The organism is Gilvimarinus sp. F26214L (assembly GCF_054401055.1).
In genome coordinates, this window is the sequence record NZ_JBTIYG010000014.1 from 41,093 (window position 1) to 62,577 (window position 21,485).

The 21,485-nt window shown below is 60.3% G+C and carries 25 protein-coding genes; 15 read left to right on the plus strand and 10 right to left on the minus strand.

The features are described 5' to 3' along the window. Nucleotides 1-29 precede the first annotated feature (29 nt). From ACURWW_RS14295 to ACURWW_RS14320, 6 genes are read left to right on the plus strand one after another with little or no spacing between them, the layout of a single operon-like run. Nucleotides 30-1,280 (plus strand): NAD(P)/FAD-dependent oxidoreductase, encoded by a 1,251-nt coding sequence (locus tag ACURWW_RS14295; RefSeq protein WP_445617992.1) that lies wholly within the window; start codon nucleotides 30-32, stop codon nucleotides 1,278-1,280. After that, the gene (locus ACURWW_RS14300) at nucleotides 1,277-1,843 is read left to right on the plus strand and encodes a DUF3261 domain-containing protein (protein ID WP_445617991.1); all 567 of its coding nucleotides are present in this window, start codon (nucleotides 1,277-1,279) and stop codon (nucleotides 1,841-1,843) included. The genes ACURWW_RS14295 and ACURWW_RS14300 overlap by 4 nt, the downstream gene beginning before the upstream one ends. Further along, a complete protein-coding gene (locus tag ACURWW_RS14305) occupies nucleotides 1,840-3,054 on the plus strand; it encodes a beta-ketoacyl-ACP synthase (RefSeq protein WP_445617990.1) in 1,215 nt (404 codons plus the stop codon). Before ACURWW_RS14300 ends, ACURWW_RS14305 begins: the two co-directional genes overlap by 4 nt. Continuing rightward, nucleotides 3,044-3,508 (plus strand): ApeP family dehydratase, encoded by a 465-nt coding sequence (locus tag ACURWW_RS14310; RefSeq protein ID WP_445617989.1) that lies wholly within the window; start codon nucleotides 3,044-3,046, stop codon nucleotides 3,506-3,508. Before ACURWW_RS14305 ends, ACURWW_RS14310 begins: the two co-directional genes overlap by 11 nt. Nucleotides 3,509-3,544: 36 nt before the next feature. Beyond that, entirely contained in the window at nucleotides 3,545-4,279 is a 735-nt protein-coding gene (gene fabG / locus ACURWW_RS14315; protein WP_445617988.1) for a 3-oxoacyl-ACP reductase FabG, read from the plus strand. Then, the gene (locus tag ACURWW_RS14320) at nucleotides 4,279-5,505 is read left to right on the plus strand and encodes a beta-ketoacyl-ACP synthase (protein ID WP_445618028.1); all 1,227 of its coding nucleotides are present in this window, start codon (nucleotides 4,279-4,281) and stop codon (nucleotides 5,503-5,505) included. Before fabG ends, ACURWW_RS14320 begins: the two co-directional genes overlap by 1 nt. 98 nt (nucleotides 5,506-5,603) lie before the next feature. On the opposite strand, the gene ACURWW_RS14325 is transcribed toward ACURWW_RS14320, so the two are convergent. From ACURWW_RS14325 to ACURWW_RS14355, 7 genes are all read right to left on the minus strand, one after another. After that, the gene (locus ACURWW_RS14325; RefSeq protein ID WP_445617987.1) at nucleotides 5,604-6,086 is read right to left on the minus strand and encodes a type IV pilin protein; all 483 of its coding nucleotides are present in this window, start codon (nucleotides 6,084-6,086) and stop codon (nucleotides 5,604-5,606) included. Between the two features lie 123 nt (nucleotides 6,087-6,209). Beyond that, nucleotides 6,210-9,494 carry a pilus assembly protein gene (locus tag ACURWW_RS14330; RefSeq protein WP_445617986.1) on the minus strand — a complete coding sequence of 1,095 codons (3,285 nt, stop codon included), beginning with the start codon at nucleotides 9,492-9,494 and terminating at the stop codon, nucleotides 6,210-6,212. A 27-nt stretch (nucleotides 9,495-9,521) separates the two neighbouring features. Then, complete coding sequence (locus ACURWW_RS14335) at nucleotides 9,522-10,034, minus strand: pilus assembly PilX family protein (RefSeq protein WP_445617985.1); 513 nt, start codon at nucleotides 10,032-10,034, stop codon at nucleotides 9,522-9,524. Nucleotides 10,035-10,049: 15 nt separating this feature from the next. Continuing rightward, nucleotides 10,050-11,054, minus strand: coding sequence for a PilW family protein (locus ACURWW_RS14340; protein WP_445617984.1), 1,005 nt, complete (start codon nucleotides 11,052-11,054; stop codon nucleotides 10,050-10,052). Between the two features lies 1 nt (nucleotide 11,055). Next, nucleotides 11,056-11,637 carry a type IV pilus modification protein PilV gene (gene pilV / locus ACURWW_RS14345; RefSeq protein ID WP_445617983.1) on the minus strand — a complete coding sequence of 194 codons (582 nt, stop codon included), beginning with the start codon at nucleotides 11,635-11,637 and terminating at the stop codon, nucleotides 11,056-11,058. Then, nucleotides 11,628-12,152 carry a GspH/FimT family pseudopilin gene (locus ACURWW_RS14350; RefSeq protein WP_445617982.1) on the minus strand — a complete coding sequence of 175 codons (525 nt, stop codon included), beginning with the start codon at nucleotides 12,150-12,152 and terminating at the stop codon, nucleotides 11,628-11,630. Before ACURWW_RS14350 ends, pilV begins: the two co-directional genes overlap by 10 nt. A gap of 310 nt (nucleotides 12,153-12,462) precedes the next feature. Next, the gene (locus ACURWW_RS14355; RefSeq protein ID WP_445617981.1) at nucleotides 12,463-12,942 is read right to left on the minus strand and encodes a hypothetical protein; all 480 of its coding nucleotides are present in this window, start codon (nucleotides 12,940-12,942) and stop codon (nucleotides 12,463-12,465) included. A gap of 143 nt (nucleotides 12,943-13,085) precedes the next feature. Between ACURWW_RS14355 and ACURWW_RS14360 the strand changes: the two genes are divergently transcribed. Further along, entirely contained in the window at nucleotides 13,086-13,430 is a 345-nt protein-coding gene (locus ACURWW_RS14360) for an Mpo1-like protein (RefSeq protein ID WP_445617980.1), read from the plus strand. On the opposite strand, the gene ACURWW_RS14365 is transcribed toward ACURWW_RS14360, so the two are convergent. Together ACURWW_RS14365 and ACURWW_RS14370 are read right to left on the minus strand one after the other, a co-directional pair. After that, entirely contained in the window at nucleotides 13,427-13,708 is a 282-nt protein-coding gene (locus ACURWW_RS14365) for a hypothetical protein (RefSeq protein WP_445617979.1), read from the minus strand. The genes ACURWW_RS14360 and ACURWW_RS14365 overlap by 4 nt on opposite strands. A 233-nt stretch (nucleotides 13,709-13,941) precedes the next feature. After that, nucleotides 13,942-14,316: a hypothetical protein gene (locus tag ACURWW_RS14370; RefSeq protein WP_445617978.1), complete on the minus strand. Its 375-nt coding sequence runs from the start codon at nucleotides 14,314-14,316 to the stop codon at nucleotides 13,942-13,944. A gap of 312 nt (nucleotides 14,317-14,628) precedes the next feature. On the opposite strand from ACURWW_RS14370, the gene ACURWW_RS14375 reads away from it, so the two are divergent. Further along, nucleotides 14,629-15,099, plus strand: a complete 471-nt coding sequence (locus ACURWW_RS14375; RefSeq protein ID WP_445617977.1) for a host attachment protein — start codon at nucleotides 14,629-14,631, stop codon at nucleotides 15,097-15,099. 45 nt (nucleotides 15,100-15,144) lie between these two features. Continuing rightward, nucleotides 15,145-15,411: a hypothetical protein gene (locus ACURWW_RS14380; RefSeq protein ID WP_445617976.1), complete on the plus strand. Its 267-nt coding sequence runs from the start codon at nucleotides 15,145-15,147 to the stop codon at nucleotides 15,409-15,411. On the opposite strand, the gene ACURWW_RS14385 is transcribed toward ACURWW_RS14380, so the two are convergent. After that, nucleotides 15,390-16,043, minus strand: coding sequence for a hypothetical protein (locus tag ACURWW_RS14385; protein ID WP_445617975.1), 654 nt, complete (start codon nucleotides 16,041-16,043; stop codon nucleotides 15,390-15,392). The genes ACURWW_RS14380 and ACURWW_RS14385 overlap by 22 nt on opposite strands. A 77-nt stretch (nucleotides 16,044-16,120) precedes the next feature. Between ACURWW_RS14385 and ACURWW_RS14390 the strand changes: the two genes are divergently transcribed. From ACURWW_RS14390 to ACURWW_RS14415, 6 genes are all read left to right on the plus strand, one after another. Then, nucleotides 16,121-16,429, plus strand: a complete 309-nt coding sequence (locus tag ACURWW_RS14390) for an antibiotic biosynthesis monooxygenase family protein (protein ID WP_445617974.1) — start codon at nucleotides 16,121-16,123, stop codon at nucleotides 16,427-16,429. A 170-nt stretch (nucleotides 16,430-16,599) separates the two neighbouring features. After that, on the plus strand, nucleotides 16,600-17,262 hold the full coding sequence (locus ACURWW_RS14395; RefSeq protein WP_445618181.1) for an SDR family oxidoreductase: 663 nt from the start codon (nucleotides 16,600-16,602) through the stop codon (nucleotides 17,260-17,262). Between the two features lie 45 nt (nucleotides 17,263-17,307). Further along, a complete protein-coding gene (locus ACURWW_RS14400; protein WP_445618180.1) occupies nucleotides 17,308-18,939 on the plus strand; it encodes a sodium:solute symporter in 1,632 nt (543 codons plus the stop codon). 76 nt (nucleotides 18,940-19,015) lie between these two features. Beyond that, the gene (locus tag ACURWW_RS14405) at nucleotides 19,016-19,789 is read left to right on the plus strand and encodes an exodeoxyribonuclease III (protein ID WP_445618179.1); all 774 of its coding nucleotides are present in this window, start codon (nucleotides 19,016-19,018) and stop codon (nucleotides 19,787-19,789) included. Between the two features lie 16 nt (nucleotides 19,790-19,805). Further along, complete coding sequence (locus ACURWW_RS14410) at nucleotides 19,806-20,018, plus strand: hypothetical protein (protein WP_445618178.1); 213 nt, start codon at nucleotides 19,806-19,808, stop codon at nucleotides 20,016-20,018. 91 nt (nucleotides 20,019-20,109) lie between these two features. Then, entirely contained in the window at nucleotides 20,110-21,387 is a 1,278-nt protein-coding gene (locus tag ACURWW_RS14415; protein ID WP_445618177.1) for an NAD(P)/FAD-dependent oxidoreductase, read from the plus strand. Nucleotides 21,388-21,485 lie beyond the last annotated feature (98 nt).

A 21,485-nucleotide genomic window follows, 5' to 3' on the forward strand; every position in this document is an offset into this window, starting at 1 on the left:
GAGCGCCGCCCGCTCTTTTGGAAAGAACTATGAACGAATCTGCAGTCGATTTTGATGTTGTTGTAATTGGGGCCGGACCGTCCGGCAGCGTGGCGGCCACCATGCTGCACAACAAGGGCTACCGGGTGCATATTGTTGAGCGCCAGCACTTTCCGCGTTTTTCCATTGGTGAAAGCCTGCTGCCCCAGTGCATGATGTTTCTCGAGGAAGCGGGCATGCTCGAGGACGTTCACAGCCAGGCCGAAGAACTGGGATTCCAGTTCAAGGATGGTGCCTCCTTCGTGCGGCGGGACGAGACCACCGATTTCGACTTCCGTGAAAAATTCACGCCCGGCTGGGGCACCACTTACCAGGTGCAACGTGCCAATTTCGATAATCTCCTTGCCCGCCATGCGGAGAAGAAAGGCATCAGCATCGCCTGGGGCCACTCCATTACCAGCGCCGACATGAGCGGCGAACTGCCGGTGCTTGGAGCTACCGACGAAGATGGCAATGCCTACCAGTTGCGCGCACGCTTCGTGCTGGATGCCAGTGGTTTTGGCCGCATTCTGCCGCGCTTGCTGGATCTGGACCGCCCCAGTACTTTCCCTTCCCGGACTTCGCTGTTTGCCCATGTGCAGGACAACATCACCGATCCGGATTTCGATCGCAACAAGATCCGTATCACCGTGCATCCCGAGCACAAAGATGTATGGTACTGGCTGATCCCGTTTGGCGGCGGCCGCTGCTCCACCGGCGTGGTGGCTCCCAGCGAATTCTTCGAAGGGTTGCAGGGCGAAGGCAACGAGCTGTTGAAGTCCATTCTCGATCAGGACCCGTCCCTGCGCGATCTGCTGAGCCGGGCGGAGTTCAGAATGGATGCGCGCAAGATCGCCGGCTACGCGAGCAATGTCTCCACTTTGTGGGGAAATGGCTTTGCCCTGCTCGGGAACGCCGGGGAATTTCTCGATCCGGTGTTTTCCTCAGGCGTAACCATCGCCATGAAATCCGCAAGCCTCGCCTGTGCGGCACTGGACCGCCAGTTCCGCGGCGAAAATGTTGACTGGGAAGAGCAGTACGCCAAGCCTCTGCGCAAGGGTGTGGACTGCTTCCGCGTCTTCGTGGACGCGTGGTACGACGGCCGCTTCCAGGACATTATCTTCGCTCGCAAACAATCCCCCGAAGTCCGCGAAATGATCTGCGCAATTCTGGCCGGTTATGCCTGGGATACGAACAACCCCTACGTGAAGGACAGTGAACGGCGCATGAACACCCTGGCGGAGTTGTGTCGTTCCCAATGATGCCTTTGTTTCGTCTTGCCCTGCTGGTGGGCACGAGCGCCGTGGCGGCCTGCGGTTTTCTGAGCGGTCCCCAGAGTGCGCCCTCAATTCCACTTCTGCCGCCCGGGGACTTTCCGGGAGGACTGCAGATTTCCCAGCGGGTGACAGTCACTGCCGAAAACAGCGAAAGCACATTTCTGGCTGCCTGGACGACAGGCGACGGCCGCCTGGATTTCGTGGGGCTCACGCCCAGCGGTCAGCGTTTGCTGACGCTCGCCTACGACGGGCGGGAATTCTTCGAAGAGTACAGCCCGCTGCTGGAGGAGTCCGTCCCCGGCCGCGACGTGCTCGCCCAACTGCAACTGGCCCATTGGCCACTGGACGAAATCCAGGGGGCACTGGCTGGAACTGAATGGCGGCTGGAGGACGCCGCCGGCGAACGCCGTTTGTTCTACCGGGGCCGTGCCTTCCTCACAATCAGCACGCACGCGGCGGGTACCGGAATCCCGGAGCAGATTCGAATCGAGAGCCACGTGGCGCCAATCCGTCTGACCGTGGAAACTCTGGACGTGGTGAAGCGATGAGCGCAGCCGAGGTCTACCTCCAGGATCTGGGGCTGATTTGCGCACTGGGTGACAGCCAGCGCGGCGTGGCGGAAGGCCTGTTTGGCGGGGTCAGTGGCAGCATGACCCTGACCGATGACTACACACCCGGGAAGCCCCTGCCCGTCGGCCGGGTCTCGGGGTCGCTCCCGAACGTGGATCACCTGCCGGCCCACCAGCAGAACCGCTGCAACCAGTTGCTGCTGGGTGCTTTGACGCAGGTACGGCGGGCTCTGGAACCGCGTCTGGCCGACCTCGATCCTTTGCGGGTGGGGGTGGTTCTGGGTACCAGCACCGCCGGTATTCTCGAGGGCGAGCGAGCCATGGCCACCAAAGTGGCTGATGGCAAGTGGCCGGACAGCTACAGCTACCAGCAACAGGAGATGAGCGCGCCGTCCGCTGCGCTCGCCCAATGGCTGGGTGTACGCGGTCCCGCCTTCACCATTTCCACCGCCTGCTCGTCGGGCGCCAAGGCACTGGCCAGCGGACGCCGCCTGTTGCGGGCAGGAGTCTGCGATCTGGTTATTGCCGGGGGTGTCGATGTGCTCTGTGGGCTGACGATCAACGGCTTCGGCAGCCTGGAATCGGTCAGCGACCAGATCTGCAACCCCTTCAGCGCCAACCGCAAGGGCATCAATATCGGAGAGGGCGTCGCGCTCTTCATCATGAGCCGGGACTCGGGCCCGGTCGCGCTCAGCGGCGTGGGGGAAACCTCCGACGCGCACCACATCTCCGCCCCGGCACCCGATGGTGCGGGCGCCGCCCGGGCCATGCAGGGCGCCATTGCCGATGCGCAAATGCCCGCCGACACCATCGATTATCTGAATCTGCACGGCACGGCCACGCCCCAAAACGATAGAATGGAGAGTCTGGCCGTATTCAACTCGGGCATGGCGGCGGTCCCCTGCAGTTCCACCAAAGCCTACACGGGGCATACTCTGGGCGCCGCCGGGGCACTGGAGGCGGCCTTTTGCTGGCTCACGCTGATGCAGGACCGGCTTGGCTTTCCCACGGGAGCGGGCTGGCAGCTGCCGGTGCAACTATGGGACCGGGCTCAGGACCCGGACAACCGCCCCATCGACCTGGTCAGCGAACCGCGCCGGGTGGGTTCCATGCGCCGTGCCATGAGCAACTCATTCGCCTTCGGCGGCAACAACATTGCCCTGGTACTGGAGCGCGCAAGTGAACATTGATTTCCATGTAGAGGACGTGGTCCCTCATGCGGGCGTGATGAGCCTGCTGGACCGCGTCGTGGACTGCGGAGCGGACAATCTGGTGGCCGAAGTGGCCATGACGACCCAGACCCTGTTCGCCGAAGACGACGGCGTACCCGCCTGGGTGGGCATCGAGTACATGGCTCAGGCCATCGCCGCATTTGCGGGGGTACAGCGTCGTGAACAGGGCCTGGAGGCTGTGGTGGGCTTCCTGGTGGGCACCCGCAAGTTCAGCAGCAGCCACAGCACATTCCCCTTCGGGACTACCCTGCGCATAACAGTGGAGCGTGAATTCCAGGCGGACAACGGCCTGGGCGTGTTTGCCTGTGAGATCACCGGCCGCACCCGAGCGGGGGAAGCGCTGACGGCCCAGGCGGCATTGAACGTCTTTCAGCCGGACAACGTCGAGGATTTCCTCGCGGAAATGGGGTAGGGGCTGAACCCCGCGAATTCAGACAACGGAGCGACAGTGAGTAACAGCGACAACACAGTACTGGTCACCGGTTCCAGCCGGGGCATCGGCCGGGCCATCGCCCTGCGCCTCGCCCGGGAAGGCTACGAGGTAGTACTCCATTGCCGAACCGGGCGGGAGCAGGCGGAGGCCGTACAGGCGCAGATCCAGTCCCTGGGGCGGGCCTGTCGCATCCTGCAATTCGACATTGCCGACCGGGCCCAGGCGGCCGACGTTCTCAACGGCGACGTGGAAGAACACGGCGCCTACTACGGTGTGGTTTGCAACGCGGGCCTGACTGCGGATAACGCCTTTCCCGCCATGAGCGGCGAGGAGTGGGACCGGGTGCTGCACACCAACCTGGACGGGTTTTACAACGTTCTCAACCCGCTCACCATGCCCATGGTCCGGCGCCGCAAGCCGGGCCGTATCATTGTGCTATCTTCAGTATCAGGTCTCATGGGCAATCGCGGCCAGGTCAATTACAGCGCCGCCAAGGCCGGCCTGATCGGCGCCTGCAAGGCCCTGGCGGTGGAACTGGCCAAGCGCAAGATCACCGTCAACTGCGTGGCGCCCGGCCTGATTGAAACCGACATGGTCGAAGAGCTTCAACTCGACGAAGCGATGAAGTTGATCCCCGCGCGGCGCATGGGCAGGCCCGACGAAGTGGCTGCGGCCGTGAATTTCCTGATGTCCGATGACGCCGGCTATATTACTCGCCAGGTCCTCTCGGTTAACGGTGGTATGTTTTGATGAAGCGTGTTGTGGTAACGGGTATGGCTGGCGTCTCGCCCATCGGGCTGGACTGGCCGACCATTGCGGGCAACCTGAAGGCCATGAAGAATGGCATTCGGTATATCGAAGAGTGGGACATCTACAACGGCCTCAATACCCGGCTGGGCGGGGCCATTCTCGATTTCAGCAAACCCGCTCACTTCGGTCGCCGCATGGTGCGCAGCATGGGGCGCATTGCCGTCATGGCCACCGCCGTCAGTGAACAGGCGCTGGCGGATGCGGGCCTGCTGGAGGATGAATCCATTCGCGACGGCCGCATGGGAGTCTCCTACGGCTCTTCCACCGGCACCCCGCAGGCGATCAAGGAGTTTGGCAACATGCTCCTGAACCACAGCACGGACGGGCTGACCGCCAACACCTATATCAAGATGATGTCCCACACCACCCCGGTGAACATTGGTGTCTCCTTCGGACTGAAAGGGCGCATCATCCCCACCTCCAGCGCCTGCACCTCGGGCAGCCAGGGGATCGGTTACGCCTACGAAGCAATCAAGTTCGGCCAGCAACTGCAAATGGTGGCGGGCGGAGCGGAAGAGCTTTGTGCGACCGAGGCGGCCGTGTTCGACACCCTGTTCGCGACCAGTACCGCCAACGAAACCCCCGAGCGGACGCCCCGCCCCTTCGATGTGGACCGGGACGGTCTGGTTATCGGCGAAGGCGCCGGGACTTTGATCCTCGAAGAACTGGAATACGCCAAAGCCCGCGGGGCGACGATCTACGCGGAACTGGTGGGGTTTGGCACCAACTCAGACGGCGCCCACGTCACCCAACCCGAAGCGTCCACCATGCAAAAAGCCATGGAGGCAGCGCTTGCGGATGCAAATCTGCCTCCGAGCGCCATCGGTTACATCAGTGCCCACGGCACCGCAACGGACCGTGGCGACGTTGCCGAGAGTCACGCGACCCACAGGGTTTTCGGCAACAGGGTTCCCATCAGCTCCTTCAAGAGCTTCACCGGCCACACCCTCGGCGCCTGTGGCGCTCTCGAAGCCTGGGTGTCCATTCAGATGATGCGCGAAGGCTGGTGTCACGCCACCGTCAACCTGGACACCGTGGACCCGGACTGCGCGGATCTGGACTACGTACAGCGCGAGGCCCGCGCGCTCGACACCGAGTACGTGATGAGCAACAACTTCGCCTTCGGCGGCATCAATACGTCGCTGATTTTCAAGCGCTGGGCCTAGCAGCAGCCTGGGTAACACCATTTTTCAGCCAGGGAAGTCCGGCTCGCATTCGGTGGGGTGAACCTGCGCGATTCCTCAATCCGTTCTCGGTTTCCTTATTACCAGCAATCCGTCGCAGTGCCGGTCGCGGTGGTCGTATCCACGCCTTTCAGTCCCGTGTTCGACAGTTGCAGCGTTCCACATTCGCTGTCGGAAGCCTGGGCGTTCTTGGGCGTTGCCAGCAACGTGAACGCCGTGGCCGTGGACCCGGCGGCGAAGGAAATCTCATAGATGCTGCCCGCGACCGCGCTCAAGGCATTGCCCTGATCGTCGATGTAGTAGGGGTTGGCCGGGTAACCAAGTCCCGTCAGTGTGGTTGCATAAGCCTTGTTGTTGACGAAGGCCTGCTCCTGCCGGGACAGAACCTCCATTAACTCGCCCTGCGCGATTGCGCGCTTGCTCTTGATTACGCTGTTCTGATAGTTGGGAATGGCGAAGGCCGCAATCATGGCGATGATGGCCACGACTATCAAAAGCTCTACGAGAGTGATACCGGCAGATTTTGTGGGTGAGTGAGTCAGGCTTTCATTTCCAAATTGCATTTATTCTTTCCCGATGTAGACAGGTTGTGTTGGATGTGTTGCCGAGTGCGTACAGAACGCCGGCCCGCGCTGCGCACCCGCGCCGCGCGGGCTTTTTGTTGTGTTGGGCTGGCTCACTGTTTTTTACAGATCGTCCAGCCCTGGCTCTCGCCAATAGATGATGTACATGCCTTTCCCGGCAGTGTCGAAGAGTTTTTCTTTCTCACCTGAATCCTTATCTCCGTCGGGATCTCTGATGCCGCTGCCGGGGAGAATCAACTTGTCGTCGCCCAGCGCGGTAACCTGAGGAGGAATGCCGGGGCCGATTTCAGCCGAGCGGCCACCGTCCAGGAGAGAGTTTCCATCTTCATCAAGTACCGCAGTCCCGTTCTTCAGATTGACCATGTAAAGCGCGCCCAGGCCTTCAAGCGGCTCGCAGCTTCCTTCAATCCGCGCGTCTGGACGGTAGGTTGTAAAGAACACCTGCCCATCGGCTGTCAGCGGTGATGCCAGGGCCTTCTCCCCATTCTCGTTTCCTTCGGGGTTCAGTTTGATCTTCCAGCCATTGCTGTAATTGAGCAGGGAGCAGCCTGCTTCGGAGCCCGTGACGCAGGCGGTGGTGTCCGGCAGGTCGTCCAGGTCCAGAGCATTTGGCGCCGGGTTGCCGCTTACCGTCGCGCGGTCCTTGATGAGCATCAGGTAATTCTGATCCTCATCTTCCAGCGGGTTCGCCCGGTCGCCGCTGGCGATGAGCACGCCGTCGTAGGGACTGTTATCCCGCGTCTGAACGATGTCAGGCGGATGGAAGAAGCGGCGATCGTCCGCTTCGGTGTCCCCGCTGAAATCAGCCAGTTTGGTGACCTCCCAGTTGTCCACACGGTGATTCTCTGCCTTGCCCTCCGGCAGGTCGATACGCCATACGCGCCCGCCTGTGTCACCCACATAGGCCCGGTCCACGATGCCGTTGCTGTTGCTGTCGAGAGTGGCCACCGTAGACGGAATGCTATGGGTCATCTCTGCATGGTGAAACTGCTCGTTGGTATCGATCCCGGTACCACCCACCGCCTTCCAGATCAGCTCGCCCGTGCGCGCATCCACTATGTAAATGGCGTTGCCTTCCGAATCGGCGCCAGTTTTTGCGCTGGTGTCCTTGTTGGTGTCGTAACCGCCCGCAAAAATTAAAACATCGCGGGGGGTATCGGAAAATTGCACCTTGCTGACTCGGGGGGTCGAAAACGTCAGGCCGAGTTCGTCAAAATCACCATTGTCGGTCTTGGTTATTTTCCATTTAAGCTTCGGTTCCGTGTTCGGGTTGCTCACCTCCAGTGCATAGTAGCTTTTGCCGCCGCGTCGCATGCCCACATAGACGTAAACCTCATCGCCACTCTCAATGGTGCCGTTCAGGTTGACGTCCGATACCAGCGCAACCGGTTCACCATCCACCCCGTAAGGGTGAGGGAAGCTGCTGTCGTTCTCTCGCAGTTGACCCATGACCGGAACGGACTCGCGGGGAATAAAGGCGAACAGCTCGCGGCCCGACTGGTCGCCGGCGGGGGTGGTGTCTTCAAAAATATGGAAAAAGCCGTCGTTGGTTCCCATGAACAGCCGGATATTCGGGTTGGTCTCGCTGTAGCCGGTGGTTGCGCCATAGTTGAGAGCAAGCGGCCGTGAATGGATGGCATCACCGAGGATCCAGTCTCTCGCCTCGTCGACGATACCGTCTTCATCCTCGTCGTCCACGTCCAACCCACGAGCCCAGGCGATAGTTTCTTTCGCCACGGTTTCGCTGCTGGTACCGAAGAGCTCGGCCAGCTTGGTGGCATCGCCTCCTGTCAGTGAGGCGAGTGTTGCATCGCTGGCGTTCAGGGCTTCGAAGCTTTCGGCGTTTCCATTGGAAGGCTGGATCGAGGGTTCCACGAACACCTGCCGGGTGTTCGCCCCGGTAGTGGCTCCGACAGTCCCGCTGCCCGGGATGTAACCGGGGATCCTCTGACCGGCGCCGCCGCGTGTCACGGCGCGGCCGTCCCGGTTTTCCACTTCCAGGTCGTCCGGGTTAGCGGGGGGCAACGAGCCGGGGTCCGTCCAGTAGGTCAGTACCTCGTGGAACAGGCGTCCGTCTTCGTCGCTGAAGGCTGAGCGACCATTAACGTCCACAATGTCGTCGTACTCGCCGTCCGGTTGCGCGTCGGTGTCCGCCAGCCGCAGCTTCTTCAGGTTGCCCGGCCAGCGGCGATGGCTCTTGGCTTCGAACAGAGCGATGTAGAAGTTATCCAGTGTCTGAATACGGTTGAATACGTTGACTGGTACCGAGGCCGATACGAAGGTGGAACTCACACTCAGCGCCTCGATGAAGAAGCTTTCCAGAGCCGCCTGAACATCGGTCAGGTCCACGTTCTTGCCGCCAACCTCCATGTACTGATCGATGCCCTCAACCTGGTCGTAGGTGCCCATGATCTTCGCCCAGTCGTCGGTCCGGGTTGCTGCATTGCCCATTTGAATAAACCAGGTTTTCAGCGTCTGGTCGCCGGCTGCCAGGTCGTCGTTCACCAGGTCGTTATTGGCCATATAGGCCAGCATCCCGTCGAAATTACCGTCCGTTGCGCCATCTGACATGTCCTGACGGATGTGGCTGTCCAGGTTCCCATCCTTGTTGCCCGCGTTGCCGGAGGTGGCATAAACCTCGTAGAGCCGGGTGCAGGAATAATCCATGTTCGGATCGTTGAAGGGCGAAATGTAGGTGTCGTTTGCAACGGACGCGTCATTCGGGTTCGAAATAATGGACGTGTCGTAATAATATTGGTTGGCCGGCAGATCCAGCGGGCTGCCCGCTTCTACACCGGCGGGAAAATTACCGGACGTATTGAATCCAAGAGCCGGAACTTCCCCCTCATGGATTCCCCGGTCGGGCGCGGCACCGTTAAGGTAGCGCCACAGTTCATAATGCATCTCCTTGGGGGCCACCTCGTGGTACTGATTGCCTTTGCTGGGGATGGGAATCGCACGCAGAATGTCAATCAACTCCTGCTTTGCCCCGTTGGTATCCTCCTCCTCGAACTCCTTGAAACCGCGCAGTATGGTTCCGCCATTGTTGACGTTGGCCATCATCAGGCCCACGTAGATGCCATGGAACTTGTCAAAAACCTCCTGCATCACGGCAATCAGTGCGTGCAGGTTGGTGGCCTTGAATCCTCCGTCCGTTCCTACAACGGTCTGCAATTCCTCAAAAAGCTCGTCAGACATGAGCGCGCGACAGGCCGACTCACCGTTACAGAACGTGGCCGTCATGTCGTTGCGGTAGTCAAAAGTGAGCATCAGATAGGGCTTGGGACTGTTGTCGCGGCTCAGCAGGTAGATGTCCGTATCGTCGGCAAACGCCAACGAGTGCCAGACTGAAAAGGCGACCAGACCGGATAGAATCAATCGTTTCATTGTTGTTGCTCCAATCAAGTTCGCTTTCTATTGCCCGTTGTTGGCAACACGCACGGCAATCCCCTGGGCGATGTGGGACCGGCCCAGGCCCGCGGCGCTTCCTTCGTACCTGGCATCGATCTCGAACAATGCCGCCGAGTACACACTCGCGCTGCCTGCGTTGGCCTCGCTCATACGAAAAGGCAGCGGTGCAAAGAGCGGTGCCAGGCGTTCGGCGTGGTAATTGAGGGTTACTCCATTGGGGACGTCGGTGATTGCGCTGTCCAGGGCAATAGAGGCGCTGTCACAGGCTCCAACGCCGGTCGCGCAGATCCTGTAGCCAATATCGCCAGTCACCACCAGGTTATTGGCGTCGGCGGTGATGGCGTTGGCGACTGCATGCACCCGCTGGAATGCCTCCTCGCGCAGCTGCTCGTTACCGGCCATTCTCACTTCCAGTACACTGGTTTGCATGACAGTGGCGGAGATCATCGCGGTCAGCAGGAGGAAGACCAGTGCGACAATGAGCACCGCACCTTGTTCTCGTTTGATTGTTCGCATACCGACTCTCGTTAATTAAGCGTTGGGCAATTTGGCGTTGCGCATCTGAACCGTTGTCGAAAATACACGGCGGATATAGCCGTCGTTCTTGGAACCGACGGTCTTGCTGCCCAGGGTGTAGGATTTGTTATTGGTGTAGTTGGAAAGCTCATTCACGCTTCGCACCAGCAAGTAGATCCGCGCCACTGCAGCCTCTTCGATTTCTGCTGCGGTGGGGGTGGCGGTAAAGAAGTCGGGTACGCTGTCCTCGTCGATATCCACGCCCACCTCGATTTGCAGGTCCTCAATGCCCTCAACCAGGCACTCAGTGGCCATGGCGTCGTTAACCAGGCTGTGGGTGCAGAGTGTGGGAATGTTGTCACCGGCCGAGCGTGAGTAATTGCGTAGAAAGTAGATCCTGCTGAAATACTGCCAGTAATCCACCTTGGATCCCGGACTCTTGTCCCCACCGAAGTTGCCCCCGCTGCCCACGTAGGTCCACCCCAAGCTGGAGTTCTCGTCGAAGGTTCGCAGGTACCACTGGCCATCCTTCTCTTCCGCCCCGGTGGTCAGCGAGCCGTTCTGGAGAGTGGGGCGGTCGGCGGTCCGTTTCACTGAGACGATGTCCGCCCCGTCTTGCAGATCCGCGGCCACCAGGCAGGTCCACTCCGTACCGCTACTAGAGGTAAAAGTGCCAGCCGCATCCGTATCGTAATTGTTGATCAGTTCAACCATGTCCCCTTGCAGATCAAGGGTCCAGTCGTTGCCAGCCACACAGCCACCACCGTCCACGGTGTCGGTGACAACGGCTGAATAATCCGGAAGGTTTGCAATGAAGCCCGCCATCGTCAGTTCCCGCTTCAACAGCCGCAGGGCGTAGCGGGCATTTTCCTGCAACCGGGCCAGCTCTTCGTCCTGCAGGTAGTTGCGACGGTTTTCCAGATAAATGTTGACGATGCCGACGGACAGCAGAATGCCCAGTGCCAGGGCCACTAGCAGTTCGACCAGGGTAAAGCCGCGGTTTCGATTGCACTGTTTCATATCAGACCTGCTCCACATAGGTGGATATCACCACCAGTTGGCGGTCTTTATCGTCGGTTCCGTACAAGCCGAGGTCCTGGCCGCAGGGCTCCGCAGCGATCGCGTCCTGAAGACCTTCCGAGCCCTTCCAGGCAATGACCACCTTGATTACGTTGTTGGTATTGGTGATACAGGCCTTGGGAGAGACCAGACCGCCCGCCATGTTGCCGGCGAGCGTTTCCGATGCGCCGTCCAGGGCCCGCTCCCACTCCCACAGGTCATGAGTCGCCAATTGCGCGGGCTCGCATTCGGTCGCTTCGCTGCTGCAGGTGGGGGTGGGTTCGCTGCCGAGAGTAGCGCCGCCGATCTCGTCCGCAGCCCCGTACACCGCAAGGGCGGCCGGCGAGGGATTGCTGCGGATTCGCTCCAGAACATCCCGGGCCAGATTGGTGGCAATGGAGCGCTGCAGGGCGTCGTAGGCTGTGCGTTTGGCGCTCAGTTGCATGCTGGCCAGCCCGAGAATGCCGAGCGCGAAGATGATCATTGCAATCAGGACCTCGATCAAGCCGATCCCGGATTGCTTGCGAAGGGACGTCAGGGACATGCGCTGGCCTCCTTGTCCCGGCTGGGGCGGCCGGTCACATTCACCTCGATCCGCCTGCCACGGGTTACGTCGTTGTCCACGCACAAGTTGAAAGTTTCCGCGTCTTCTACGGTGCCGTCGCCCCGAAATGCGAAAAGGTCGTCGGCTCCATTGCTGGCGCGGATGGTAATGCCTGGAGTTGCCGGGTAGTTCTGAACGATGGGTTCGCCGGCGTCCTTGATGCCGTCGCCGTTGGCGTCGGCATAGGTCAACCAGCCCTGCTCCCAGTGGTCGTCGGTGGTGCAGGACGCGCCGTCGGCTGATTTGCAAAGGACCACGGGCTGATTGCGCTTGACGGCTTCGCTGCGGGCGGCGATGAGTGAGGTGTAGAAGGTATTGGCCTGGGTCTGAACCCGATTGCTTTCAACGATTCCCTGGAACGAGGGCAGGGCCACGCCGACCACGATGGCCAGCACGGCGATACTGGCCATGAGCTCCAGCAGAGTGAATCCTCGGGGCACGAGTCCTCGGGACATGGGCATTACCTACGACGCATTTCAAGTAAGTTTCCCGAACCCTGGGGTGAAGGCCTTCCGTGCGGACTACCGCGGGTCTAGCGTTGGATCCAGAGGCTGGAGACGCTCCGCGGTATATTGTTGCTTATTCTACGAATATTTTCCGATATTAGTGGACCAGCGGCGCAAAAAATTGCCTCGCCGTAGCTCCTTAGAATCAGGATGAAGGGGTTGCGAATTTCTAATTTCGACGGGGAGTAGAAATCGAGGAAGCCGGCCCCCTTGGGTCGGCTGAAAGTGTGACGAAGCGCACAAGTAGGATTGGGAAGGGCTACTGGCTGCTACCCGGGAAATCCGAATGGCAGGCACCGCACGGCTCGATCAGGGCGTTCCCTGCGTCCAGAGCGGCGTCGTAGTTCCGCGCCCGCAGCGCTTCGAGGATGTTCAGAGTGATCCCCGCCATGTCCCGGGAGTACTGCTGCCACCTGGGGTCCGCCGCCCAGGCCCTATCCTGTTCTCCACTGCCGCCCAGGCTGATGGCGGAACTGGCGGCAAGCAGACGAATCGCCTCGTGTTCCACGGCCGTCCAGCCGTCCTCCGTTGTCGGGGCGTTCTCTTCGAGGGCTATGGCCCACAGGGCGTTGCTGGCCGGTTCGATGGCGCCCACCATGATCTCCTTGACCGTAACAGGCGGGATCACAATACTCGCTTCTACCCCGACTTGGGCCTGGGTGGGGAGGTGGGGCAGCAACAGAGCCGCTCCCAGGGTGAGGCATCCCGCAAGCGGGCGTTTGAAGGTAGTCGAGTTCATGGTGTCTCCCGGAAGTTTGCGACTTGCACAATTATACGCCCAGGATCAGGCTGGCCGGGACTTGACCGTGTTGACGTGAGTCAATTATCCCTGGCGCGCCCTTTCGACTATGGGCTGCAGCATGGGGCCGAGGAGGAAACGAGATGAGCAACACTGATGCGCGTTACCAGAGCTTTGAGGAGTTCTGGCCCTTTTATCTGCGGGAGCACAGCAAACCCGCCACCCGCCGCCTGCACTTTATCGGGACTTTGCTTCTTTTTCCCGTGGTCGTCCTGGGAGTGGTGCAATCAGCCTACTGGCTGCTGCTCCTGCCCGTGGTGGGGTACGGGTTTGCCTGGGTGGCTCACGGGCTTATCGAGCGCAACCGGCCCGCCACCTTCACCTATCCGCTCTGGTCGCTGCTGGCGGACTTCAAGATGTTTTTTGCCATGTGCCGCGGATCATTGTCGGAAGAGTTGGAGCGGCATGTGCCCCGTGGGGGCCGTTAGCGGCTCTCCGCCGGCGGCTCTTCTTCCGTAGTAACATCCACATCCGGGACTTCGATGCTGCGAGTCTCGGTTTCCACCTCCACGTCCGAGGGGACTTCCACCTCGCGCTCCTGGGTATCCACATCCACATCAATATCCCGTGGTTCCACGTCGTACTCGGGCATCTCTCCGCCCTCCACATCGACGTCTGGCATCTCGCCTTCTTCGGTCTGTTCCACCTCACAGGCCGCCAGAGCCAGAACAGACAGAGAAACGTAAAGCAGGTTCTTGAATCGCATGTTGACCTCCTGTTGGGAGACAGGCTCGCCGCCCCGCACTTCGATGGGCTGAGCAGGTTGTCCTGGCCGAGTATCGTTTAACAGCTTCCTCGGTAACTTGAGCAAAAACACATGGAGCAAAGCGCATGCCGCGCAGAGCTTGAAGGGGGCGGGGAAGGTCGTCTTTGTGAGGGGAGTCAGGGAATGGCCGGCGCCGGGCTTGCCGCCGGCCAGTGCGTCTTCGGTTTTTCGCGTTACTTGGACATCTCTTCGAGCTGGGCGACGGCGTCGGAGCCCGGCTTGTGGTTGATGTTGAGTGTGATGGATGCCAGGGTGCGCGCTTCTTCGCTGGCCGAGGAATCAGAGGCAATTTTTTCCAGTTCGGCGGCATCGGCCGATTTCACCTTGTGTTCCATGTTGGCCACCGCGACGGCGATGGTTCGCATCGCTTCACTGTTGCTGTCATCCTGGGTAATGGCGGCCAGCCTCTCTTTCTGTTCGGCTGAAGGGAAGTGGTTCAAGTCCTTCAGAATGGCGGCAATTGTCTGGCTTGCTTCTGAACCTGCGAGAGCCAGGGCGGACGAAAGACTTAGCGCGAGCAGGGCAATGGTTTGTGATAATCGTTTCATGATCGCTCCTTGTTTATCCGTTTGTTGTGTTGATCTGAAAGATGGGGCACCGCAATCCTACCACTTTGCACGGTCTCTTTGGCTACGGTCTCTTTGCTTTACCGGCATGCTTTTGCGAACTCGTATCGGCTGAATCGTCAGACGCAGCGTGACCCTGATCACCGGGTGACTGGCACAGCGATTGCCTCAATTCAAATGCCAGGGCTTTGGTCCTCCGATTCCATTGCAATCCGGTGGGCCTTGGGCGAAGCTCTGTTTCGATGAGCGTTTCTTCAGTGAATCGATCCGAGCCATACTGAGGGGATATATACCATGCCAAAAAGCAACGACATCTGGATTCTTACCGCCGACCGCCGACGCGCCCGCATCTTCTCCGCCGAACGACCTCACAGCCAGGACATCACCGAAATCGACTCCTTCTTTCAGCCGGACAGTGCGTTCCAGGACCGTGAACTCGTTGAACCAAAACCCGGGCGCCAATGGCAGGGAGGTACCGGTCGTGCGCGTCACGGTGTGGACTCGCGAACCAGCGAGCGAGAGAAGTCAGCAACCAAGTTCGTCCGTGACCTGGTGGGCAAACTTGAAAAGGACCACCACAACGGACGCTTTTCAAAACTGGTGCTGGTGGCTGCCCCCGATGTACTCGGAGAAATTCGCAATCAGCTGAGCAACAACCTCAAGCAGGACGTAACGTTTGAACTCGACAAGGAACTCACCATGTTGCGGCCACAGGAGCTTCGCGGCTATCTGCCCAAGGCGCTGGCGCCGCTCTCCCCCCAGTAGGCTTCGGTCGGGCGCTGCTGAACGGGAGCAATGAAGGAAATCAGGATGAGCAAAGGAAAGGAATTTCAACCCGCTACCGCGCGGCTTGACGTACTGGCCGTCCAGCCGGGCGACCCGGGAGAGATCCCGGAGCCTGGCCCCGATGTTGTGCCCACCCGGGAACCCGAGGAGGTTCCAATGGAGCCGAACCCGCCGTCGGAGACGCCACAGCCGGACCAGCCCAATGAGATACCGCCCGGGCAGCCGGACGAGTTACCGCAACCCGACCAGCCCGATGAGGTTGGCCGGATTCAGTCGGCCGCAAAGCAGTAGAAGTACCCGTTGCCGCCCGTGCTGATCAGATTCTCCTGAGAGCAGCCGCGGGTGCCATGGGCGGAATTCCAGGACGTGGGGTTCGGCCCGCCCCCGGTTCGATCGTGGTGGCCGGCCTGGGCACTTCCTTCAGCGTTGCTCGTCCAGTTTGCGCAGGTGTGATTGTTGCCGTCGTCAAACGCGCGGCCGTCCAGTTGCGAGCCCGTGAGGATGTCATGCTGATTGGGGGAATCACCGCGACCGTTCACGAGTTCTCCGCGTTCGTCCAGTGCGGTTTCCTTGCGAATGTTGACATCCTCGCTGTGCAACTCCTCCACGTTCTTCGCAATCATTTCGCCTTTGGCGTTATGCCACGGGCCGGTGCCGATGCGGTCCCGCGCATGCACGTCAGCTTTTCCATCGTCCGTCTGGGTGCTGAGATAGGCGCGCCACTCCCGTTGTCCGGCGCCCGCGGCTTCCGCCAGCATCTGGCAATGCCGGTCAGCGCCTTCGAGGCCGCCCAGATTGGCGCCGTCTCCCGCACCTTTGCTGGTGACGAAAAAGCTGAGCTCCGAGTCCTGCGCTGCGGCAACATTGAAGGCCAGGCTGGCGAGCAAGACAATTGCAGGCGCACACGCGGTAAAAACTTTCATACAATCCTCCGGGGTTATATTTTCTGTGTTTTGAATGGAGTCAGTGAAGTTATCCCGTTAATCCAGGGGGCAAGCCAATGAAATTTATTTTCGAAGTACGCATGAAGCCGGGCTTCACGGTGGAAGAATACGCAGAAGGGTGGCTGCGGGCCAGCGAAATCATTCAGCGTACCCCGGGCGCCCGCGGCACATTCCTGCACCGGAAAATCGGTGCTCCCGATACGGTCCTGGCCATTGCCCATTGGGATTCCAAGGCCGCGCGCGACGCCAAAGATGATTCGCGCGATGCCACGGTCAAGGCCATCATGGAAAAACACGCCAGGAACTGCGAAATCACCGTCATCGGTGAATACGACGAGGCGGAATGGGAAGTGGTTCCCGAGTAGGTTGGGTTAGGCCAAAGGCCGTAACCCAACATAGCGGATTCCCAAAGCGGTGAATTGCGGATTCGTATGAACCCATGTTGGGTTACGCTTCGCTAACCCAACCTACGGCAAACACGTTGCCTCGTAAACACATCTTCTGAAAAACCTGACTGTACGAGAGGAGAAGCACAATGAGCACTGTTTTGATTACCGGCGCCAATCGCGGCATTGGTCTCGCGCTGGCGCGGCTTTACCGCGAACGTGGCGACACCGTTTATGGCGTTTGCCGCACGCCATCCGATGAACTGCAGGCCTGCGGCGCGGAAGTGATTGCCCAGGTGGATGTCACCACCGAGGACGGTGTGAACCGCTTGCGCGAAAAGCTGGGAACGGTAAAGCTCGACCTCCTGATCAATAATGCCGGAATCCTGCGCACCGAATCTCTGGGGGGCATCGATCGGGACACTGTCCGGTCTCAATTCGAGACCAATGCCCTGGCGCCGCTGATGCTTACGGAAGCCCTGGCGGATCACCTGGGTGAGGGCGCAAAGGTGGCCATGATCACCAGCCGCATGGGGTCCGTGGAGGACAACACCAGCGGGGGCTACTATGGCTACCGCATGTCCAAGGCGGCCCTGAACGCCGCATCCAAGTCGCTCGCGATCGACTTGAAGGGTCGGGGCATCGCCGTGGCCATTCTGCACCCGGGTATGGTCTCCACGGACATGATTGGCGGCCACGGGGACATCAGTCCGGAGGATGCCGCGCAGCGTCTGGCGGCGCGCATCGACCAGCTCACCTTGCAGAACAGCGGGACCTTCTGGCACGCCAACGGGGACCTGCTGCCCTGGTAGGCGGGGCCGTTGAACTCAGGCCCGGCCCCGGGGTTCTGAGCAAGCGTGAACAGCGATATTCGGCTTGTAGACTGGCTGGTGATCGGGACATATCTGGCGGGCCTCATCGCCTACAGTGTGTACCTGTCCCGCACCCAGCACAGTCGCGCGGATTACTACCTGGGCTCCCACAAGGTGGGGGCGCTGCCTATCGCCATTTCCACCATGGCGACCCAGGTGTCCACCAACAGCATTCTCGGGGCCCCCGCCTTTGTAGCCTTCGCGTCCGGCGGCGGGCTGGTATGGTTGCAGTACGAACTGGCATTGCCCCTGGCCATGTTGGCCATCATGGTGTTCCTGCTGCCCATGTTCCACAGTCTGCGGCTCATCTCGGTTTATGAATATCTGGAGCGCCGTTTCGACCTCGCCACCCGTCTTTCCCTCAGTGCAATTTTCCAACTGGTCCGCGTCTTCGCGACTGCGGTCACGGTCTACAGCATCGGGCTGGTAATCCAGTTGATTACCGGCCTGTCCTTCTTCTGGTCCGTAATGCTGCTCGGTGCCGTAACACTCGTTTACGACGTGTTCGGTGGTGTTCGCGCCGTGATCTACAGCGACGTGATCCAGATGGTGGTGCTGTTCTTTGTGCTGGTGATGCTGTTCGCGCTCTTGCTGGGGGACAATGGCGGTTTCGGCGCCATGGTCGCGGCCTTCCCCGCCGAACGCCTGCAGACTCTGGACTTTGCCAATCATGGGCTCGGAGATGGCGCCACCTTTGCGTTCTGGCCCATGCTGTTCGGCGGCTTCTTTCTGTACGTTTCCTATTACGGTTGCGACCAGAGTCAGGTTCAGCGGGAACTCTGTGCGAAGGACGTGGACCACGGCAAGTTGTCGCTTCTTCTCAATGGAATGCTGCGCTTCCCTCTGGTGCTGCTGTACTGTTTCGTGGGGGTGGGGATCGGCGCTCATGCCTTGGCCAATCCCGACTTTGTGGCGGGCCTGCCTCTGGAGAACGGGGCGCCGAACTACAACGTGGCCGTTCCCTTGTACATGCTCTCGTCCCTACCGGCCGGTGTGCTGGGCCTGGGACTGATCGCTCTTTTTGCAGCCGCCATGTCCTCCCTGGATTCGGTGATCAACTCCCTCAGCGCGGTGACCATGGAAGATTTCGTGCGTCGTTTCCACAAGGGGCCCTGGAGCGAATCAAAAGAGCTTTTTATTTCGCGCCTTTTGACCCTGGCCTGGGGTAGCCTGGCTCTGGCGTTTTCCTTCTATGTGGGCTCCATCGCCGATACGGTGCTGGAAGCGATCAACATGATCGGCTCGCTGATCAACGGGCCGGTGCTGGGGGTGTTCGCCCTCGGCCTTCTGACCCGGCGGGCCACTGGTGCCGGGGCCATTGTGGGACTGCTGGCCGGGTTTCTCGTCAACGTGTTCTGCTGGGTCGCATTGCCAAAGGTCTCCTGGTTGTGGTGGAACGTATTCGGGTTTGTGATCACCTTCGGGGGCGGCTACCTTTTCAGCATGCTCCAGCCGCAGCTTGCGGTGGCGGAACACCTGATTTACCGCGGCGCTCAGGCTTCCGCCCAACTCCCATCAGCCAGTTGGCGTACACGCTACAGTCTGCTGGCCCTGTGGTCGCCCGCAATGTTATTAGTCCTGTTCCTGGTGTCCGACCTTCCGCGCCTGTTTCCTTGAACGTGTCGCCTTGAATTGGCTGACGCCCCTCTCTATAGTTGGCAGTCCCCGTTTTCCGCCATGACGAGCCCCAGCCATGCGACTATTTTCCTGGAATGTGAACGGCGTCCGCGCTGTTATGAAGAAGGATTTCATCGGCTCCTTCGAAGCCATGAATCCGGATGTGCTCTGCCTGCAGGAAACCAAGGCCCAGGACGAGCAGGTTCTGGAAGCGGTGGCGGATATCGAACATTTTCACGTTTATTGCAATTCAGCCGAAAAGAAGGGTTACTCCGGCACGGCGGTCTTCACCCGCGACGAGCCCCTGGCCGTTCAGTACGACATGGGCGTGGAGGAGCACGACCAGGAAGGCCGGGTGATTGCATTGGAGTTTCCGGCATTCCACCTCGTGACTGTCTACGTGCCCAACTCCGGAAGTGAATTGAAACGCCTGGAATATCGCCAGCGCTGGGATGCGGACTTTCTCGCCTACCTGAAAAAACTGGAAGAATCGAAACCAGTGGTGGTTTGCGGCGATTTGAACGTGGCGCACCGGGACATCGACATCGCGCGCCCCAAAGCGAACTACAACAAGAGTGCAGGTTTCATGCAGGAGGAGATCGACGGCATGGATAACCTGATTGCGGCGGGCTTCGTGGACACGTTCCGCTACCTGTACCCGGAGGAGGTAAAGTACAGTTGGTGGAGCTTCCGTGCCGGCGCCCGGGCCCGGAACGTGGGCTGGCGGATCGATTACTTTCTGGTCTCCCAGGTGCTTGAAGACCGCATCAGGAACGCGGGGATCTGCAACGAAATCATGGGGTCGGATCACTGTCCCGTGATGCTGGACTTGGACGACGCCGCATCCTGAGCGGCGGGAGCAAGAAGTGGAAGAGAAGACTCTGCTGATTTGTCAGAACGCGCTGTGCGGCAAGCGCTTCAGTCGTGCGATCAGTCCCGAATTGAAAGGTGACGCCGCCTCCCTGCCCGCAGCGCTGGAAGCCCACAAGGCCGGCTGGGTGGTGGCCGACGGGCAGATACTCTGCCCCCAATGTGCGAGCACCCAGAAAGGCGCGTCAATGCCGCCGTCCAGCCACTGAGTGCACTGCTGCCGGGCCAGGGCTCTCACCCGGCTCGTGCATCTGCCTGTGGGGCGCCGTTCCCTCCCACCACAAGGAGACCGTGATTAAGATGGAGACTCCCCGCGTAATCGTTGTTGGCGGCGGCGCCGGGGGCATGCCCCTGGTTACAGCCCTGGGCAGGAAGTTCGGGAAAAAGGGCAGGGCGGAGGTTACGCTCGTGGACAGCAGCCTCACGCACATCTGGAAGCCGCGCTATCATGAAGTGGCCACCGGGGCCATCGACTCCAACCTGGACGCAATTGACTATCGCGCCCACGCCCACACCAATCACTACAACTTCCACCAGGGGCAGCTCATCGGCATCGATCGCGAGCGCCGGACGGTGCGACTCGCTGCCATCCGGGAGGACGGTCAGGACATCCTTCCCGAGCGCGAATTGCAGTACGACTATCTGGTTCTTGCAGTGGGGAGTCAGGGCAATGACTTCCATACGCCCGGCGTGCAGGATTACTGTTATTCGCTGGATCGGCGCGAGCAGGCCGAACGCTTTCAACAGCATTTTCTGAAACTGTCTCAGGCGGTGGACTACCACGACAGAACAATGCGGGTCGCCATCGTGGGGGGCGGCGCGACCGGCGTGGAACTGGCGGCGGAGTTACACCACGCGGTGAGCCTGTTGCACAACTACGGTTACCGCAAGCTGAACCGGGACAAACTGGAGGTGGTGCTGATCGAAGCCGGTCCACGCATCCTGCCCGCGCTCAGCGAGCGCATCGCCCGCTCGGCCACCCGTCATCTGGAGCGTCTCGGCGTGGAAGTTCGCGTGGGCACCATGATCAAGTCGGCCCGCCAGGACGCGTTTCTCACCAGGCAGGACGAAGAGATTGCCGCGGATTTGCTGGTCTGGGCCGCCGGGGTCAAGGCGCCCGAGTTTCTGCGGGAGTTTGGCCTGCCGGTGAACCGCATCAACCAGTTGCAGGTGAGCCCTCAACTGCTGACAGAGGACGACCGCATCTACGCCATCGGTGATTGCGCCGCGGTTTTGCAGGGAGACAAATCCGTGCCGCCCCGCGCCCAGGCCGCGTTGCAAATGGCCAAGTATCTGGCGAAGGCCTTGCCGGCCCGAATGCGGGGGAGAAGTGCGGGCGAGTTCCGCTATCGCGACCAGGGTTCGCTTATCTCCCTGTCCGAGTATTCCTCCGTGGGTGTGCTCATGGGTAGCCTGGGCCGCGGCGATATTTTTATCGAAGGCTGGTTTGCACGGATGACCTATGTCAGCCTTTACCGGCTACACCAGGCGGCCCTTTATGGCTGGCCGCGCACTGTCCTCCTCCTTCTTGCGGGCCGGTTCAATCGCCTGTTGCGTCCACAGCTCAAGTTGCACTGAGTCTTCGCGATGTTGTTCGGTGCCGGTGCAGGGCGCAGCCCCATCAACGAGTGAAGGCCGCACTGGAGAGAGGCGACAAGCGCCTGTTATGATGGCCC